Origin of the sequence: Roseivirga spongicola (assembly GCF_034376045.1) — a bacterium.
GTDB lineage: Bacteria > Bacteroidota > Bacteroidia > Cytophagales > Cyclobacteriaceae > Roseivirga > Roseivirga spongicola.
On the sequence record NZ_CP139724.1, the window covers coordinates 2,845,127 to 2,860,513 of the forward strand.

Below are 15,387 nucleotides of genomic sequence, written 5' to 3' on the forward strand. Positions count from 1 at the left end.
ATTAGTGTTTTTCAATGCTTAGAAAATGGTTTTTGGGAATATTAGTCAACTAATAAGGCTGTCATTCCTGCGAAGGCAGGAAGCTCTCAGAAAAAAATGTCAACCAATGCAGAACTTCGCTTTCGTGGGGATGATGGGAAAGAGCCCCCATCCAAACCTTCCCCCAAGGGGGAAGGCTTAGCAGCCTGCTAGTTTGGACTGTTTAGTTTGAACTAGCAGTGGCTAAAGCCCCTCTCCAAGGAGAGGGGTTGGGGTGAGGCCTTTTTGATGGCTTTCAACTGCAGAATGACGTGGTAGAATTCCAAAACACCTTCTATATTTAGAGTTTAAATACAAGCTATGTTCGGACTGTTCAAAAAGAAACCCAAGGAGCCAACTCCTCCCAAACTTTTAGACCTCAACAATAACCCTATTGTAGAAGGGTCTGTGGTGAAATCGCTTCGCTATGAATTGGGCGAATGCGTGGTGGAATTAGAAGGTTTGGAGTACTTCTATGTTTCTAAGAGTTCAGGACAGCGCATCAGTTACACCAAAATGGTTGATGCCATTACAGAAAATCAGAAGGTGCTCTTATTGGGTTCTAGCGATGGAGCTGAGTAAGGAGGTTGTCATCTCTCGGCTAAACGAATTTACCTTATTTCAATAGGTAGTTTAATCCAAGTTGAAAGCTTTGAGTTTTTAGCTTATTAGGGTCAGAGTCATCGTTACTCCAAGACTGTACGGGGCTTTCAAATATACTTGTAATGGACTGTCTGTAACTGTATTTAAATTCTACTCTCATTTGCTTGTTCAGCCTATAGCTTAATCCTAGTCCTGCAGCAGCTTCCATAAAGGCACTTTTTGTTTCCTCAAAGTCATTGTCAGATAGGAGAAAGTTATTGTAGATGCCTGCTTCAAAAATGGGAGCAAGTTTAGCTCCTCTGTCTTCAAAACGAACTAAGAATGGAATGGATAGAAATCGTTGGTTTATTTCTTTAGGAATAGGTACATAAGATAGAAATAGTGCCCTCTGATTTACCTGTCCGTAGTAAGCAAAACACGATACACAGTACTCATAGGTTGTAATATCCTTTTTTGAATAGAGCAGCCCAGTTTGAAAACTGAAGCTAGAGTTGGTAAGAAAATTGGCCGTTAGGCCGGTAGAGAAGTTAAATTCATCTCTTGCAATATTGGTGTTCAAGGCGCTTTCTCTTGTGGCCAGAAAACCATCTCCAGATATATTTTCACCAGAAAACTGAAAACCTAATCGAATATTCTTGTCTTGAGAGAAAGCTTCAAGAGAAGCTAGTAGAAGGAGGGTAAAAATAACGTATCTCATGCTTAATGTCTGTCTTTACTGTTTTGACACTAAAGCTTTTAATTTGGTTGTAACTAACCATAGATCAATTGATTCGAAAAGCTAGGATGGGCGCAAAGAAGGAGCAAGAGCAGCATTCTTGTAAGAAACGAGGTGTGAGAAATTCAAAAGCGACTCCAGTTAGGAGTCGCTTTTCAGGTAGTAGTCTACCTCTGGGTAACGGTATGGTGTGTGTTGAATTAGTATACAATTTTAAGGCAGTTTGGTCTGATGGGTAAGCGTAGAATTACTTGGTTTGCAGAACGAGTAGAAAACTGTTTAACATAAATTTCATTTTTCACTTCCAACTTTTCACTTCCTATTCGTTACCTATACATAAAACTGCATATCTATGAGAAATTTATACTTTGTTCTAATGAGTCTGTTGGTAATGAGTTGTTCTTCGCAGGCGCAGATTCTTCAAAAAGCTAAAGGACTGTTGGGAGGAGATGCCGCATTTACTAAAGAGGAAGCTGCCAATGCTTTGAAACAGGCCCTAGAACAGGGAACGGTAAAGGGAGTGAGTGTTGTTTCGCAGGTAGATGGTTATCTGAAGAATCCAGAAATAAAAATCCCTTTTCCACCAGAAGCTGAAAATGTGGAGCAAAAACTGAGAGCCATTGGGCTGGGTAATCAGGTAGATGAAGCGGTGGAGTCCTTGAACAGAGCTGCAGAAGATGCGGCCTCAGAAGCCAAGGATATTTTCATTACCGCTATTAAAGCTTTGACTATTCAGGATGCCATTAACATAGTGAAGGGAGAACAAGATGCAGCCACTAGGTTTTTGGAAAGGACCACCACGGCTGAGTTGACAGCTAAGTTTAGTCCAATAATCAATAGTAGTTTGCAAAAAGTAAATGCCACTAAATATTGGGGAGATGTAATGGGTACTTACAACAAAATCCCTTTTGTAAAGAAAGTTGAAACTGATTTAACGGCTTATGTTACCCAAAAGGCCATTGATGGATTATTTGTAATGATTGCCAACGAGGAGTTAAACATACGTCAAAACCCAGCAGCAAGAACCACTGAGTTGTTGAAGAAGGTGTTTAAATAAGTCTCTTTTTTGCTGATTTCATTCCTAGACCGATGAATATTAGGATGATACCAAAGCTTAGGTTTGTCCAGTCTGGGTCGCTTTGTTTTTGTTGCATTGAACCTAGAAGAGCAAGATAGATGATGTTCGATAAGACGAAACCAAAGCCGCTCCAAATAAAGATTTTAAAGAATAGGCCAAGTAAATTCTTCATGTCTAATCCAAAAGATACTGATTCATCAGTTCTCTTTTTTGTCAAATAGTTAACAACAGAAATACCCAGGTAAAGTATTAAAAGGGAGATGACTAATTGAATAAATAGGTTAGGGTAATTATTTGTTGGGTTAGGGAAGATTTGACTGAAAGGATCCATGTTTTGTGTTTATTGTCTTGGCTAAATATATACAAAAGATCTAGGTAAGAAAAAGCTAGGAATAAGAAGGCTGTCTCAAAAGCTACTATTTTCGTCATTCTTAGTTTGACTGAGAACCTCTTTCGGCCTGTAAAGCCAGTCTAGGGAGATTCCCTCCCGATATGTCAGGACGAAGTCGGGAATGACAATTAGCTTTTGAGACAGCCTCCTTTAAATCTGCAATATTATTTCCTAACTATTTATTCGGCTGAGGTGTAGTTCTCAAATAAGGTTTGATGACCTTATGCCCTTTAGGGAATTTGGCTGGGATGTCTTCTGTTTTAATGGCCGGAGAAACCACTACATCTTCACCATTTTTCCAATCTGCCGGTGTGGCTACGCTATGATTAGCCGTAAGCTGAAGGGAGTCTATTACTCTTAGAATCTCCAAGAAGTTTCTTCCTGTTGATGCAGGGTAGGTAAGCGTTAACTTCACTTTCTTGTCTGGCCCAATTACAAATACCGAACGCACCGTAAGCGTATCATTCGCATTGGGGTGAATCATGTCGTAAAGTGTTGCCACATTTCTATCTTCATCGGCAATAATTGGAAAGTTTACCGAAGTGTTCTGGGTTTCGTTGATGTCGTTGATCCACCCTTTATGAGATTCTAGACCATCTACTGAAACAGCAATGGCTTTTACACCTCGCTTCTCGAATTCACTTTTTAGTTGCGCAGTTCTGCCCAGCTCGGTAGTACATACGGGTGTGTAGTCTGCCGGATGAGAAAATAAAAGTCCCCAGCCATCGCCCAGCCACTCGTGAAAGTTGATGGTTCCTTCTGTTGTCTCTGCTGTAAAATCTGGAGCTATGTCTCCTAATCTGATTGCCATAATTGTGTTTTTTAGATTGAATAACTGCTAGCTCAAACGTAAGCAGAGACACAAAGTTCAAAAACTCTATAGAAATTATAGGATGTTAATTTCAGCCTAAAATCTAGGCGAAAGTGAAGTTATAGTTGGCCGTGAAATTCCAGATTATAGCTACACCAATGGCAATGAGTTTAGCGAGATAGAAATTCATGTCTTTCTTATTCACTAAAAGGTAAATAACCAAGGTGTTAATGCCTAGACCTATTAAGGCAATAGAAAGGTATTGGGAAAACTGAATGAAGTCATCGGGATTTTTGTCTTCAAAAGTCCAATACTGGTTCAGTAAGAAGTTAGTAGTTGCTGCACATAGAAAGCCAATTCCGTTGGCCACATATTTATTCATTTTCATTTTCTCCTTGCCCACGTAGGTAAGGGAATAGTCTATTAAAAGACCCGAGAAGCCTACAACACAGAATCGGATAAACTTGAAAAAGACTTCAGTCATTTAGATAAAAGTGAATTAGCACAGCTACAAATATGCAGAAGATTTGATGTTCTTAAAAAACCTTAGTTTTGCCATCTTAAATTTCTTCGATGATCAAAGAATATTTCAACTACAAGAAGAATCCGTTTCCACTGTTTCTTCTACTTTGGTTTGTCTTCTGTGGCGTTTTCAATGCCCTAATTGAGGTAAATGGTGAAGAGGCATATTATTGGCTTTTTTCTCAGTATCCTGCTTGGGGTTATCTAGACCACCCTCCAATGGTAGGATTCTTTACAGCTCCTTTTTACTGGATGTTCAGCAACCCTTTTGGCCTGAGGTTGGGGATGTTAGTTGGCAATATTCTAACGCTCATTGTGGTGCGCAAAACTCTGCTAAAAAAGGATGACAACCTGTTTATCTGGCTAGCCATTGCTTCTATAATGATTCACGTAGGGGCTTATCATGTGAAAACAGATGTTCCGCTTTTATTATTTGTAGCCATGTTCTTTTACTTCTACAAGAAGTATTTGAATGACGATAATCTTAAAACGATATTCTTTTTGGCTATTTCTATTGCAGGAATAATGTTGAGTAAGCACCACGGCTTTTTGATGGTCATTTTCACGGTTGCTTCGAACCCTAAAATGTTCCTGAAGAAGTCTTTCTGGCTAGTGGTTTTATTTACCACCGTTTTGATGATACCGCACACCATCTGGCAATATCAGAATGAGTTTGCGACCATAAAATTCCATCTCTATAACAGAATAGATATGGGCTTTAGCTGGGAAACTATAGCCTACTATATCGGCATTCAGCCTATAGTTTTTGGGCCATTAGTTGGTGTTATGCTCATTGGAGGTTCAATTCTTAACAAGCACACTTCAGACTTCAGAAGAGCTTTGAGGTTTTGTCTGGTTGGGGTGTTTGTATTCTTTCTTATTTCAACCTTTAAAGTTGAATTTCATAAACATTGGACGAGCATAATGCTCGTACCTTTGCTCATTTTGGGGCATGAATATATTGCTGAGCATCAGAAGTGGAGGAGAATTACCAAGAAGTTGATGATCATTTCAGTAATTCTGATTATTCCAGCCAGAGTGTATTTAGCTCATGATTTTCTGCCAGAAAAGTGGACTGAAGGCTGGGATGTGCTCCATGGTTGGGACTCATGGGCCGATGAGGTTCAAGAACTGAGTGGAGGCTTGCCAATTATGTTCAACAATCATTATGAAAGAGCCTCTAGATACGCTTGGCTCACAGGCGATATTGTACACTGCTACAATACTTTCGACTATAGAGAAACGCAGCATGACCTGATGGATTTGGAAGAAAATTTACAAGGGAAAAGAGTGTTCCAAATCAACCGGAAAAGAGATACCACTCGCTATGCAGACTTTGAGACCAGCATTGGCAAGGGCATCCACTACAGGGTTATTGAAGATTTCAGAAGCTTTAGAAAGGTGCAGGTAGAAGTTGTTGATGAAGAACGAGTAGAGTTGTTGGAAGCAGGTTCGGCCACATTAAAGTTGAAACTCACCAATAAGTACGATAGAACTGTAGACTTTGCGTCTCTAGGTGATAGAAAGGTTGTGCTCAATGCACATTTTCTTAAAGGGTTGAGGCCAGTTGGTTTGCAGCAACTTAAGGTGCTAAACCAAAGGATGGCCTCTGAAGAGGAGTTAGAGTTGGAAGTATCTATCAACCAGCCTCAGCTGGAAGAGGAGGGCGTGTATCACCTTCGTTTTTCCATTCAGGTAGAAGGAATAGAGCCGCCAATTAACTCTAAGAAATATGAGCTTGAGCTAGATTAGGTCTTCGTGTTCAGTGCTTTTTGGCGTGCCATCTTTGTTAAACCTAAGCCTTAATTGCCTTTCGGTTATTACAATGGCAGCCATCATGGCAACTGTGAAAACCGCTACTGCTACAATAATGCTGGTTTCTCTCTCAAAAATGAATACTGAGAAAACCTGAACGGTTATACTAATGGCTGCTGCCCACCACATGAGTTTGGAGCTGTATTTTTGGGCAAACTTCCAGGTTTCTTCGCTTTTCATAGACCATTTCGTTCTGTAGCCCACCAGTTTGTTGGGTTCGTCAATATCTATAAAGTGCATTAAAAAGGCTGGAAGTATGGTCGATGAGGCCATAATCATGTGAACCAAAATAAACTCTGACTTTTCCATTAGGTACTAATAAAATCAAGAATATTCGAAATTGTACCAGATCTGCCCATTTTGTACATCTCTGTGTATCCGCATCGAGTGCAGCTAATTGTGGCAAATTTTCGGTTTTGGAGGTCGAAGAATTTACTAAGGCCACTGCCCGTAGTAGCAATTGAATCGGTTTCAAAACTTCGGTTTTCACACTTTGGGCATTTCCAGTTTCTGTGTTCCATTAATCTTTCTTTTTGGGGAGTCTATTGGCTTCTTTAAGCGCTTTATTTACAATCCATTCCATTTGGCCATTGGTACTACGAAACTCATCGGCTGCCCATTTTTCGACAGCCGCAAGAACTTCAGGATCTAACCTCAATACAAAAGGCTTCTTTTTTGGCATAATCAATATTTCTCTTTGCCGAGCACTAAATAAAAGTCTCCCAGCGATGTCACAATTCTCCAGCCCGACATAGCCATTTCATTCAATCGCTTTTCGAACTTTTCCACTTTTTCAAACGGACCTTTTTGAATGATTTTATACTGCATGGCTTAATGATTTAGTGTTCCTGCATTAACAACCGGAGAGGCCGATTTGTCCGAGCAAAGCACCACCATAAGGTTGCTTACCATGGCTGCCTTCTTTTCCTCATCTAGGTCTACAATCTGCTTCTTGTTCAACTCTTCAAGAGCAGATTCAACCATGCCCACAGCACCTTCTACAATCTTATACCTAGCGGCAACAATGGCGGTGGCCTGCTGTCTTTGAAGCATGGCACTCGCAATTTCTTCGGCATAGGCCAAGTAACCAATTCTTGCCTCAATTACCTTAATGCCCGCTATAGCCAACCTTTCAGACAACTCGCCTTCAAGGTCATGATTTACTTCTTCCATTCCAGATCGAAGCGTGATTTCACTGTCATCTTCAAAGTTGTCATAGGCGTAAGTATTGGCCAGTTTTCTCACCGCTGCATCCGTCTGAACACGCACGAAGTGGGTATAATCATTTACCTCGAAAGCTGCTTTATAAGTTTCTTCTACCTGCCAAACCAAAATCACAGAAATGAGAATGGGGTTCCCGAGTTTGTCATTCACCTTTACCCTTTCGCTATCGAAATTATGTGCTCTAAGCGATATTTTCTTTTTGGTAAAGAAAGGATTAACCCAGAAGAAGCCATTTTCTTTAGCAGTGCCTCGGTAGTCGCCAAAGAAGATTAATACCCTCGATTGATTGGGTTGAACCACAAAAAATCCGGGAAGCATAAACAGAAATAGAATGAATAGAATGCCAAAGTATGGATTTCTAGTGATGGCTAAACCAGCTACTCCGGCAGCAAAAATGAGGAAGGCTATGGCTAGCATTCCAAAACCAGAGCTAGGCTTATAAGGTGTTTCGTTTTTCATGGTGTTGAATTTAAAGTGATATTAAAATGATATCAAATTGTTGTTGAATTTACGGAGTGATTTTGAAAAAGGTTGGCTTTTGGCCGAAAAATTTTTTCAAGACTAGACAAACAGCGTAATTCAAGTATGGAACTGAAAATCACTAGACCGACCCTTTTACTCGATGAAAATAAAATGTTAGCTAACCTTCAGCGAATGCTTGAAAAGGCTGAAAGAACAGGAACTGAGCTAATACCACATTTCAAGACTCATCAGTCTAAAGAAATAGGTCAACTGATTAAAGAGAAGGGAGTAAAGAAGATCACCGTTTCATCTATGAAGATGGCTGAATACTTTGCCCAAAACGGCTGGAACGACATAACCGTGGCATTTCCATTCAACCCTTTAGAAATAGATGTTGCTAACCAGCTTATTGAACAGGGGGGAGCACTCACTATATTGGTTTCAGACCCGGCTGTGGTTTCCATATTGGCAGGTAGGTTCTCAGGCAAGGTCAACGTGTTGGTAGAGGTTGATGCAGGTTATAATAGATCTGGAATAGATTCTGCTGAAACAGATTTGATTAAGAGTCTTTTGACCGAGCTGAAAGAAGACGCTTATATGGACTTCTATGGTTTGTATTGCCACCCAGGTAATACTTACCAAACAGACAATATTGAAGAGATTAGACAGATTTGGGCTGCAGCTATTAAAAAAGTAAATGGGCTAAAGAATGCTATTTTGCCCTTGGCTCCAGACTTAAAGGTGAGAATGGGAGATACTCCTGGCTGTACAGTTGTTGAAGATATGGACGGAGTAGACGAAATTGGGCCTGGTAATTTCATCTTCTACGATTTAGTAATGAATTACCTCAATGTTTGTGATGAATCGGACATTGCAGTAGCCGTTGCTTGTCCTGTTGTGGCCAAATATGAGGAGAGAAATCAGATAGTTGTACATGGTGGTGCGGTTCACTTTTCTAAAGACCATTTGTTCGATGATCAGGAGCGAAAGTTCTTTGGCGAATTGGTTATTCTTGCGGAAGATGGTTGGTCACAGATAATTTCAGAGGCTAAACTCACCTCCCTTTCTCAAGAGCACGGTGTGCTTACAGTTAACCAAGAAACGTTCAATACTATCCAAATTGGTGATGTTTTGGGTTTTCTACCCATACACTCTTGTCTAACAGCCAATCTGTTAAAGTCTTACTTAACCCTAGATGGGAAGGTTTATGAGCATTTAGAAAATTCTTAGTCTCATGCAACTTGGTTGAGTTTACCAACGTCTTGCGTCCAAAGGTGCAAGCCAAGGTCAAAACTCAAATCAACAACCATGTTAAAAAATTACTTCAAAATTGCTTTAAGAAGCATTTGGAAAGACAAGTTCTTCTCCTTCCTCAACATTTCAGGTCTGGCTATTGGGATAGCTTGTTGTTTATTGATCGTCACTTATGTTCGCTACGAACTGAGTTATGACAAGCACTTTCAAGGACACGAGAATATTTACCGAATAATAATAGACGGCAGTTTTAATGGTAGAGATTTCACCGGAGCCGAATGTCCTGCTCCTGCAGGAACCACTTATAGAGATCAGATTCCGGGTGTTGAGCAGCGTTTACGCATGCGTAGCACAGGTAGCTGGATTGTTAAATATGAAGAGAAGGTTTTTAATGAAGAGAGGGTGGTTTTCTCTGACGAAACTTTCTTCGATGTTTTTAAAGTAAAGCTCATTCAGGGCAACCCTGAAGAAGTGCTAAGTAGAAAAAATCATCTGGTATTGAGCCAAACTTTAGCTACAAAGTACTTCGGTACTCAAGATCCTGTGGGTAAGGTGGTACGTTTAGATAATGACAGCGATTGGACAGTTGCAGGAGTTTATGAAGACATTCCTGCAAATAGTCATTTTCGGTTCAATATGATTCTCTCATTTATTACGCGAGAAGATGAATACAATGGTCAGGAATGGTTGAATCAGAATTACGATACCTATCTGGTATTGAATGAAAATGCCAGTGTAGAGGGTGTACAGGCTCAAATGAATGAGATTGCCATTGAAAAGATGGGCGTTGAATTCAAACAGTATCTAGACATGACTTATGATCAGTTTTTGCAGGCTGGTAATAGCTTTAACTACTTTCTGCAACCTTTGGCCGATGTGCATTTAAAGTCGGACGGTTATGGTGGTTTTGAACCTGAGGCCGATATTACTTATGTCTACATTTTTTCTGCAATAGCCGCTTTCATTCTCATAATAGCTTGTATCAACTTTATGAACCTCTCTACTGCCAGAAGCGCTAATAGAGCTAAAGAAGTAGGGGTAAGAAAGGTGATGGGCTCTCTAAGAGAGCAGTTGATTTTCCAATTCATTTCAGAATCTGTTCTTATTACTTTCTTGAGTGGCCTAATAGGTCTGGCCATTGCCATTGTTGTATTACCATTCTTCAATGATTTTGCTGAGCGACAAATGAGCTTGAGCTTTTTAGAGAGCCTTCCTTTTGTGGTATTAGGTTCATTAATAGTAGGTTTCTTGGCCGGAATCTATCCTGCATTTTTCCTATCTGCGTTCACGCCTGTAAAGGTGCTTAAGGGGAATGTGAGCATGGGTATGAAAAGTGGCGGTTTACGAAAAACACTGGTCACCTTTCAGTTCTTTATTTCTATTCTCTTAATCATCGGTACGTTCAGTATCCTCAATCAACTGAACTATATTCAAAATAAGAAACTAGGTTTTGAGAAAGACCAAGTTCTACTAGTACATAATACCTATCTGTTGGGCGAAAATTTTGAGCCTTACAAAAACAGAACGCTGAGTAATGCTAATGTAGAAAGTGTAAGTGCCACATGGTATTTACCTACATATAGTAGTAGGTCATCTACGGTGTTTTTTCCAGATGCCATTGTAGATCAAGATAGGGGACAAGTTTCGCAAAACTGGTATGTAGAAGATACTTATGCTGAGGTTTTTGGTTTAACGCTAAAGGCTGGAAGATTTTTTGATAAAGACATTCCTACTGATTCCATGACTATGGTTATTAACGAAAAGGCTGCACAGGTTTATGGTATCGATGATCTTGAAAATGCTGTAATCGGAGATTTCAATAATGATGGGTCTAGTTTAGACAGATATAAGGTCATAGGCATTATTGAAGACTTTCACTTTGAGTCATTAAAGGCAGAAATTGGTCCCTTAATTATGCGGTTAGGCTCTCAGCGAGGATATATGGCCATGCGCCTCAATTCTGCTAACTATCAACAGGTGATAGATGATGCTAAGGCCGCTTGGGATGAAATGGCTGCAGATCAACCATTTGAGTATAGCTTTTTAGACGATAGGTTCGGAAATATGTATGAAGCCGAAAGTCAGTTGGGTGAAATATTCTCCATTTTCGCCACTCTAGCCATTATTATTGCCTGCTTAGGTTTGTTTGGTTTGGCAGCCTTCACAGCTCAGCAGAAAACCAAAGAAGTTGGCATAAGAAAAGTTCTTGGTGCTTCACTGGGCCAGCTCATCTACCTAATGAGTAAAGAAGTGTCAATACTTATAATTATCTCATTCATAATTGCTTCGGCCGTAGGCTGGTATGGTGTAGACCTCTGGCTTCAATCATTTGCTTATAGGCCGCCTATTAGTGTGACCGCCTTTATATTGGCAGGAGTAAGCGCGTTGCTAGTGGCCCTTATAACTATGAGCTATCAATCAATAAAAGTGGCTACAGGTAACCCGGTTAAAGCCTTGAGAAATGAATAAAACTGGCGGCTGTCTCAGTGGCTACTAGTTTTGTTCATTAACAGCTTTACTGTCAATAACTAAGGGTTTTTGAAGATGCTTTTGACAGGTTCCTTCCCGATGAATCGGGAGGGAACTGGATGTGTAAGTCAGCTGTTGAGACAGCCATTTTTTCTTCTTACCGATGCGTAGCGTTGGTTTACCGAATGGCACTATAGACTTTTTGTCTTTTACTCTTCCTTTATATCGTCAAAACTCAAACAACACAAACATGTATCGTAATTATCTGAAGGTCGCGTTCAGGAGCTTATTAAGAAATAAGTTCTATTCATTACTCAACATTTCTGGTCTGGCCATTGGCATTGCTTGCTGCATTCTCATAATGCTTTTTGTTACCGATGAGCTCAGCTATGATAAGCACTTCGAAAAGGCCGATAGAATTCATAGGCTTACCATGTCAGGAGCACTGAATGGCTCTTCTTTCGACTTGGCTGTAGTGGGGCCTTCTGTTGGAAAAGCCATGTTAGACGACTACCCTGAAGTTGTAGAATATGGTAGGTTCAGAGGAAATGGTTCTCCTTTTATTCGTTATGGTGAAAATGTATTTAAGGAAGAAAATTTCGTTTGGGCAGATCATTCCATTCTTAGCATTTTCGATATGGACTTGGTCTTGGGTGACCCCGAGACTGCTTTGGTCAATCCGAAGTCTCTTGTAATGAGCGAAACTGCTGCCAAGAAGTATTTTGGTAGCGAAGACCCAATTGGTAAAACCATTGAGTTTGGTTCTAATAAAGACTATAGCGTTACAGGAGTTTTTAAAGATGTTCCTAAAAACTCTCACTTCGAATTCGATGTGCTAGGGTCTATGGAGACCTTAGATGAAGCGAAACGACCTATGTGGTTAAGTATGAATTTTCAGACTTATGTGGTGCTTACTGAAGATGCTGATATAGCTTCTATGCAGGCACGTTTTCCAGAAATGTTGAAGAGATACGTAGGCCCGGAGTTGAAGCAGTTCATGAACATGGATTGGGATGAAATGGGTGATGCCGGATCAGATATGGCTTTTGATATGCAGCCACTTACTGATATTCATTTGCATTCAGATCTTCAAGGGGAACTTGCTGCAAATGGTGACATAAAATACGTGTACATCTTTTCTGCCATTGCTTTATTTATTCTACTCATTGCGTGCATTAATTTCATGAATTTGGCCACGGCCAGATCGGCACATAGAGCTAAAGAAGTAGGAGTGAGAAAGGTTTTAGGTTCATTGAAACTGCAACTTGTAAATCAGTTTTTGGCAGAATCATTGTTGATTAGCTTTCTATCATTTCTCTTAGCTATTGGCCTTGCGTATGTGGCTCTTCCTTTCTTCAATGATTTATCTAACAAGGAGTTAAGTATTCCTTTTGCCAATCCCGTTTTTCTAGGAAGCGTCTTTTTAGGCGTGCTAATGGTTGGTTTGTTAGCCGGTAGTTACCCAGCGTTTTTCCTTTCGGCTTTTCAACCTGTAAAAGTGCTAAAAGGAAGTCTTAGTGGAGGAATGAAAAGTGGTGCATTAAGGAATGTATTGGTAGTAGTTCAATTCTGTACTTCCATCTTTTTGGTAATTGGTACTTTGGTAATTCTTAACCAACTAAACTTTATTCAGAATAAGAGTTTGGGCTTCGATAGAGACCAGGTTTTAATTATCAATGACGCTTACCTAGCTAGGTCTAACGTACAGGCTTTAAAAACCGAAATACAGACCTTTCCAGAAGTAAAATCGGTTTCAGTTTCTGGCTATTTGCCCACACCTTCAAATAACAACATGAATGTGTTTATAAAAGGGTTAGTGGCTTCGCAAGATAATCAGGTGCTCATGAGTAATTGGTATGTAGACCATGATTATATAGAGACTATGGGAATGGAAATGGTGGCTGGGAGAAGCTTTTCCAAAGATTTTGCCACCGATTCGCTTGGTATTATAATTAATGAAGCCGCTGTGAAAGAGTTTGGGTTCGAAGATCCGATAGGCCAAGCCATTGGCAACTTTGTAGACATGCAAGGAACCATACAAGGACTTAAAGTGGTGGGAGTAGTGAAAGACTTTCATTACAGAACCCTTAAAGATAGAATTGCCCCTATGTGCATGATGCTTGGAGATAATGCAGGTTTAATGAGTATTAAAGTGAACACCAATGATTACTCTGGTTTGATAGCCAAAGTTGAAGATTCGTGGACTCGCTTGGCTCCAAATCAACCATTTGAGACATCTTTTCTAGACGATAGATTCAACCGAATTTATGATACCGAACAACGTTTAGGACGAATATTTGGAGTGTTTGCCGGTCTAGCTATTCTAATAGCTTGTTTGGGCTTATTTGGTCTGGCTTCATACACTGCAGAAAACAGAATTAAAGAGGTGGGAATAAGAAAAGTGCTCGGGGCAAATGTTGGTCAATTGGTTTTCTTGCTTTCGAAAGACATGGGTAAGTTGGTTTTAATTGCATTCGTAATTGGAGCCCCTTTAGCTTGGTATTTTATGAATTCTTGGTTGTCTGGTTTCGAATATAGAACGGTTATTGGTTGGTATGTTTTTGCGGTTACAGCTGTAGGAGCTTTGTTCATAGCCTTGCTTACCATGAGTTATCAATCGCTTAAAGCAGCCATGGGAAACCCGGTTAAAGCGTTAAGAAGCGAATAGATTTTAAGATTGTAGGGTCAAGGTAGTCAACGGCTTAGCCAACTGCCTTGGCTCTTTATTATTTTTGCGCTTTGAGTTACAAGAAAATCACTCTAAACTTGTTAGAATAGTGATTGAAAACTCTAGATGAAGGCGATTCTTAGGTTACCTCTTATTATTTGGTTTTTCGGAACCCTGCTAATTTATTCGAGTGTCTTAGTTTCTCCTTTGTTCTTTAAGTACTCAGGTCTGGTTTCTTTTGGGGTACCTATTCTTATTCTTTTCAACCTGATATATCTTCTCCTAGCCCTCGTTTTTAAGTGGAAGTCGGGCTTTATGGCTCTATTACTTTTGGTTATAGCATTTCCTTTTATGCGAGTAGGGCTTTCTTTTTCAGGTCCAGTAGAGCCTGTGGGAGAAACAGTAAGTTTGCTCAACTACAATGTGAAATGGTTTACGGACGCCAAAAAGGATAACTATTCTGAGGTGTTGGATTGGATTGCTGAAACAGATGCAGACATTCTCTGTTTTCAAGAGTTTTATCCTTCTAAGAATATTGCTTCTCGAATTGCTGAAATGGGCGGCTATAACTTATCCATGAGTAAGAATAATTTCCATGTCGCCATTTTCTCCAAGTTTCCAATAGTGAACGATGGTTTGATTCTTTCTGAAGAAGAGCTCAATAATATTCGTTTTGCCGACCTCAAGGTGAAAAATGATACCATTCGCGTGTATAGCATTCACCTAGAGTCGATGGGGATTAACCCAGATAAAATTCAAGATACTGAGGGGCTCAAAGCCGAATATGAAGATGTAAGTAGGCGCTTCGTTAATGCATCTTCTTACAGAACCAGACAAATCAATACGCTCTTTGACCATGTAGAGAAAACTAAGTATCCTGTCATAATTGCGGGAGACTTTAATGATGTGCCTTTTAGCTACAATTACTTCCAATTCAAAAAGCGCTTCAAAAATGCCTTTGAAGAGGTAGGAAGTGGTTTTGGGATAACCTATAACGGAAAAATTCCATTTCTAAGAATAGATAATCAATTCTATTCCAAAGGATTAACCGCTCGTTCATTGAACACAATAAATGATATTTATTATTCCGATCATTTTCCGTTAATCGGAAAATATGAGATAACTCCTTAAATTGTGAGCTAATCAATTTTTATGGCTGGCAACAACAAGTTATTTCGTTCGCGTGAAAATAAGGTAGTAGCAGGTGTATGTGCAGGTTTGGCTGAATGGCTAGGCTGGGATGCAACCCAAGTAAGAGTGCTTTATGTTTTAGTTTCCTTCTTTAGTGCTGCTTTTCCAGGAATCATTGTGTACTTAATTCTATGGGCTGTCATGCCAGAGAAATAGCACAACCTCA

General features: G+C 39.9%; 17 protein-coding genes. 8 read left to right on the forward strand and 9 right to left on the reverse strand.

The annotated features are described in order from the left end of the window. Positions 1-339: 339 nt before the first annotated feature. Positions 340-600: a hypothetical protein gene (locus tag T7867_RS12660; RefSeq protein WP_068223935.1), complete on the forward strand. Its 261-nt coding sequence runs from the start codon at positions 340-342 to the stop codon at positions 598-600. Positions 601-634: 34 nt separating this feature from the next. Here T7867_RS12660 and T7867_RS12665 read toward each other — a convergent pair whose 3' ends face one another. Further along, positions 635-1,318, reverse strand: coding sequence for an outer membrane beta-barrel protein (locus tag T7867_RS12665; protein WP_068223932.1), 684 nt, complete (start codon positions 1,316-1,318; stop codon positions 635-637). 370 nt (positions 1,319-1,688) lie between these two features. On the opposite strand from T7867_RS12665, the gene T7867_RS12670 reads away from it, so the two are divergent. Further along, positions 1,689-2,393, forward strand: a complete 705-nt coding sequence (locus T7867_RS12670; protein ID WP_068223928.1) for a DUF4197 domain-containing protein — start codon at positions 1,689-1,691, stop codon at positions 2,391-2,393. Here the strand turns inward: T7867_RS12670 and T7867_RS12675 are convergent. From T7867_RS12675 to T7867_RS12685, 3 genes are all read right to left on the reverse strand, one after another. Next, positions 2,386-2,745: a hypothetical protein gene (locus T7867_RS12675; protein WP_068223925.1), complete on the reverse strand. Its 360-nt coding sequence runs from the start codon at positions 2,743-2,745 to the stop codon at positions 2,386-2,388. The two genes, T7867_RS12670 and T7867_RS12675, sit on opposite strands and share 8 nt — an antisense overlap. Before the next feature lie 235 nt (positions 2,746-2,980). Continuing rightward, a complete protein-coding gene (locus tag T7867_RS12680) occupies positions 2,981-3,616 on the reverse strand; it encodes a peroxiredoxin (RefSeq protein WP_068223923.1) in 636 nt (211 codons plus the stop codon). A gap of 103 nt (positions 3,617-3,719) precedes the next feature. After that, positions 3,720-4,100 (reverse strand): GtrA family protein, encoded by a 381-nt coding sequence (locus T7867_RS12685; protein ID WP_068223919.1) that lies wholly within the window; start codon positions 4,098-4,100, stop codon positions 3,720-3,722. An 89-nt stretch (positions 4,101-4,189) separates the two neighbouring features. On the opposite strand from T7867_RS12685, the gene T7867_RS12690 reads away from it, so the two are divergent. Continuing rightward, a complete protein-coding gene (locus T7867_RS12690) occupies positions 4,190-5,890 on the forward strand; it encodes an ArnT family glycosyltransferase (protein ID WP_068223915.1) in 1,701 nt (566 codons plus the stop codon). Here T7867_RS12690 and T7867_RS12695 read toward each other — a convergent pair. From T7867_RS12695 to T7867_RS12710, 5 genes are read right to left on the reverse strand one after another with little or no spacing between them, the layout of a single operon-like run. Next, entirely contained in the window at positions 5,882-6,262 is a 381-nt protein-coding gene (locus T7867_RS12695; RefSeq protein ID WP_068223912.1) for an SdpI family protein, read from the reverse strand. The two genes, T7867_RS12690 and T7867_RS12695, sit on opposite strands and share 9 nt — an antisense overlap. After that, positions 6,262-6,474 (reverse strand): zinc ribbon domain-containing protein, encoded by a 213-nt coding sequence (locus T7867_RS19685; protein ID WP_084375734.1) that lies wholly within the window; start codon positions 6,472-6,474, stop codon positions 6,262-6,264. The genes T7867_RS12695 and T7867_RS19685 overlap by 1 nt, the downstream gene beginning before the upstream one ends. Continuing rightward, the gene (locus T7867_RS12700) at positions 6,474-6,635 is read right to left on the reverse strand and encodes an Arc family DNA binding domain-containing protein (RefSeq protein ID WP_084375733.1); all 162 of its coding nucleotides are present in this window, start codon (positions 6,633-6,635) and stop codon (positions 6,474-6,476) included. The genes T7867_RS19685 and T7867_RS12700 overlap by 1 nt, the downstream gene beginning before the upstream one ends. A gap of 2 nt (positions 6,636-6,637) precedes the next feature. After that, positions 6,638-6,781 carry a hypothetical protein gene (locus T7867_RS12705; protein ID WP_157717702.1) on the reverse strand — a complete coding sequence of 48 codons (144 nt, stop codon included), beginning with the start codon at positions 6,779-6,781 and terminating at the stop codon, positions 6,638-6,640. A gap of 3 nt (positions 6,782-6,784) precedes the next feature. Continuing rightward, the gene (locus T7867_RS12710; protein WP_068223910.1) at positions 6,785-7,636 is read right to left on the reverse strand and encodes an SPFH domain-containing protein; all 852 of its coding nucleotides are present in this window, start codon (positions 7,634-7,636) and stop codon (positions 6,785-6,787) included. 126 nt (positions 7,637-7,762) lie between these two features. Between T7867_RS12710 and T7867_RS12715 the strand changes: the two genes are divergently transcribed. The 5 genes from T7867_RS12715 (at position 7,763) to T7867_RS12735 (ending at position 15,377) form a co-directional block, all read left to right on the forward strand. Beyond that, positions 7,763-8,869 carry an alanine racemase gene (locus T7867_RS12715; RefSeq protein ID WP_068223907.1) on the forward strand — a complete coding sequence of 369 codons (1,107 nt, stop codon included), beginning with the start codon at positions 7,763-7,765 and terminating at the stop codon, positions 8,867-8,869. A gap of 78 nt (positions 8,870-8,947) precedes the next feature. Next, positions 8,948-11,362: an ABC transporter permease gene (locus T7867_RS12720; protein WP_068223904.1), complete on the forward strand. Its 2,415-nt coding sequence runs from the start codon at positions 8,948-8,950 to the stop codon at positions 11,360-11,362. Positions 11,363-11,612: 250 nt separating this feature from the next. Further along, positions 11,613-14,030, forward strand: coding sequence for an ABC transporter permease (locus T7867_RS12725; protein WP_185101291.1), 2,418 nt, complete (start codon positions 11,613-11,615; stop codon positions 14,028-14,030). A gap of 126 nt (positions 14,031-14,156) precedes the next feature. Continuing rightward, entirely contained in the window at positions 14,157-15,161 is a 1,005-nt protein-coding gene (locus T7867_RS12730; RefSeq protein ID WP_273514077.1) for an endonuclease/exonuclease/phosphatase family protein, read from the forward strand. Between the two features lie 21 nt (positions 15,162-15,182). Beyond that, positions 15,183-15,377, forward strand: coding sequence for a PspC domain-containing protein (locus T7867_RS12735; protein ID WP_068223895.1), 195 nt, complete (start codon positions 15,183-15,185; stop codon positions 15,375-15,377). Positions 15,378-15,387 lie beyond the last annotated feature (10 nt).